The sequence below is a fragment of the Streptacidiphilus jiangxiensis genome (assembly GCF_900109465.1).
Classification (GTDB): Bacteria; Actinomycetota; Actinomycetes; order Streptomycetales; family Streptomycetaceae; genus Streptacidiphilus; species Streptacidiphilus jiangxiensis.
Map to the genome: position 1 here is coordinate 1 of NZ_FOAZ01000081.1, position 2,810 is coordinate 2,810.

Consider the following 2,810-nt stretch of genomic DNA (forward strand, 5'->3'; position numbering starts at 1 on the left):
GCGGCCGTGAACTTGGCGCTGCCCAGGTACGCACTGTCGATCTGCTCGGCCTGGTGGGCGAGGGCGGCGACGGTGCGGGCGAAGGTGTGGCAGGCGTGCTCGGTTCCGTCGGGGAAGAGCGCGGCGCGCAGTTGGGCGGCGGGGGCCTTGAGCTGGGGGTGGTGGGCGACCAGCAGGGTGAGTGAGGCGAGCGGCAGGTCGCGGTTCTGGAGCGCGTCGGTGATCCGCTCGGCGGTGGCGGGGTCGGTGACGGCGAGCAGGGAGCGGACGAGGGCCGGGGTGGGGTCGGCGGTGGCGGCCAGGCGGACGGCGAGGTCGGCGTCCGTGGCCCGGGTGGCGCCGGTGGTCAGCGGGGACTGGGCGAGCGGCAGGAAGGTGCGCTCGGGCACGACCGCGGTCCGGGAGCTGTCGGGGGTGGCGGTGGTGGTCATCAGTTGAGCCTTCCGGCGAGGAGAGCGGCGGCCTGTGTGGGGGTGTGGACGGGGTGGAGCAGGTTCTGGCGCAGGAAGGTGCGCTCGAACTGGCTCAGCGGAGCGTGGACGACGACGGTCGAGGGGGTGATGTCGACGGGGGCGTCCGGGCGGCCCAGGCGGGCCAGCAGGTGCCGGACGGTCTCCTCGTCGGGGAGCGCGGTGGTGGTGGAGGCGCAGACCTGGTGCTGGGCGGCGGGGCAGCGAAGCCGGCAGTTGGTGCCGGGCAGGTCGTGGTGGCCGTTGTAGTCGGGGATGTGGCTGCCGCGTTCGACGGAGCGGCCGCAGCTGGAGCGCTTGAGCACGGCGGGGCGCAGCTCGCTCGGCACGTCGGCGTAGACCTGCTCGAACATCGCCATGATCCGGCGCTCGGTGTCGGCGGTCAGCAGTTTCTTGCCGGGGGTGAAGCTGCCTGTGGGCAGCGGGAGGCCGTAGCTCATGAAGGAGTCGACGTGGTCGTCGCCGAACTTGAGGCCGCCGAGGACGACAGTGCGCGCGCCGGCCTGGCGGTAGGTCTCCCAGACGTGGCGCAGGTGGGCGTCGGTGGTGTTGATGCCCTCGGCGATCGGCCGGTAGTAGGCGAGGACGTTGAGGCGGTCGGAGGTCAGGACGCGGCGCAGGAAGTTCAGGCGGCGCTCGCGGTTGGGCGGCTCGATCGCCTCGGGCATCGCCGCGTAGCAGACCTGGATGTCCAGGTCGACGTTGGTCAGGGACTCCAGCTGGGCGATCTGCTCCTCGCCCAGCGTGAACTTGGTGATGCAGGAGACCCGGTTGGTCAGGCCCAGCTGGTCCAGCAGCTGCAGCATGCCCCAGGTGCGGGACCACAGCACGGGCAGGAACGCCTCGCTGGTGGACATGTGCAGCCCGAGCGGGGTGACGTGCGGGGTGAACCACGGGTGAGCCATCAGCCGGGCGATGACCTCCTCGGCGGTCAGGAAGCCCTTGGGCTCCCAGTCGCCGAAGTAACCGTCGGCGGTGTCGCCCTCGCGCCGGTAGCAGTAGGCGCACTCGAGCGGGCAGCCGACACCGCAATCGACCGACATGCCGCCCTTCATCTGGCTGATCATGTAGGAGGTGTTCAGCCCGTCCGGTCCGGCCAGGGCCTGGCTGGCGGCGATCTCCTCGGGGGTGGCGAACGGGGTGAAGCCGGCGGGGAGTTCGGTCTTGAGGGCGAACGGGGCGTCGGGGGTGCCGACGATGCTGGGCCAGGCGAAGGCGGCGCGCAGCGCGAAGGCGAGCGCGTCCGCCTGCGCCGGGTCGAGGCGGTGGGTGCGGGTCAGCGCCCGGGTGGTGCGGGAGGGCAGTTCCTGGAGGGGGATGCGGCGCCCGGTCGGCTCGTGGAGCATGCGTCGGTCGGCGACCTCGGCGAGCGCGTGCTCCAGCGGCCCGTCGGCCAGGCGCCGCGCGGCGGCGATCGCGGCGTAGGGGTCGGCGGGGTCGAACGCTTCCTGGAGGGCGCGGGCGGCGAGCGGGCGCACGGGGCCGCGGTGCAGGGCCAGGGGACCTGCGGTGGCGAGGTCGTCCAGCACCGCGGTGGTACGCCGTGAGGCGGTGGTGGTCGGGGTGGTGGTCACGGAGGGGTCCTTCCGTCAGCGGGTGGTGCGGATCCAGGTGCGCGGCGGCCGGACGGCGGGTGCTCCGGCTTCGATGAGGGCGTCCAGGTCGCCGCGGTCCACGGGGATTCCGTGGGCGGCGGCCTGGGTGCGGTGGGCGAAGGCGCGCTCGCCGGGCAGGCGGGCGCCGTGCTCGGCGAGCGCGGCGGCGAGGTCGGCGACGGCGGCGGTGAGCTGGTCGGCGGTGCCGAGCCGGGTCGGGTCGATGGCCAGGCACAGCAGGCCGCGCCCCTCGCTGCCGTCGGGTAAGACGGCGCTTCCGGTGAGGGCGCCCACCAGCAGTTCCAGCACGATCGCCAGCCCTTGGGCCCGGGGGCCGGGCGGCAGCAGCACCGCTGCCGCGCCGGGGTCGGTGGTGGGTTGGCCGTGCTGGTCGAGGGCGGCTCCGGCGGGCAGCGGGCGCTGTTCGCGGTGGTATTGGTGGACCCGGCCCCAGGACAGGGAGCCGGCGGCCAGGTCCACCAGGGCGGGCGGGTGCGGTGAGGTGGCGGGGACGGCGATGGCGAGGGCCGGGTTGCCGAGCAGCGCGGTGCCGGGGCCGCCCAGGACGGCGACGCTGCGGGCCGAGGTCTGGGCTGCGACCAGGCCGATGAGTCCGCGGCGGGCGAGTTGTCCGGCCGGGATGCCCAGGGCGCCGGTGTGGCCGGCTCGGCGGACGGTCACCAGCGCGGTGCCGGTGCGCTGGGCGAGGTTGGCGGCGGCGGCGACCGCGTGGCGGGCGGCGACC

General features: G+C 74.6%; 3 protein-coding genes. All 3 read right to left on the reverse strand.

Going from position 1 to position 2,810, the window contains the following annotated elements:
- The coding region (locus tag BMY61_RS43705; RefSeq protein WP_143094854.1) for a hypothetical protein at window positions 1-431 on the reverse strand (431 nt) is incomplete at its 3' end.
- On the reverse strand, window positions 431-2,044 hold the full coding sequence (locus tag BMY61_RS43710; protein ID WP_042449589.1) for a hypothetical protein: 1,614 nt from the start codon (window positions 2,042-2,044) through the stop codon (window positions 431-433). The genes BMY61_RS43705 and BMY61_RS43710, both read right to left, overlap by 1 nt.
- 15 nt (window positions 2,045-2,059) lie before the next feature.
- Window positions 2,060-2,810, reverse strand: a 751-nt coding sequence (locus BMY61_RS43715) for an Ldh family oxidoreductase (protein ID WP_075004329.1), incomplete at its 5' end; no start/stop codon positions are given.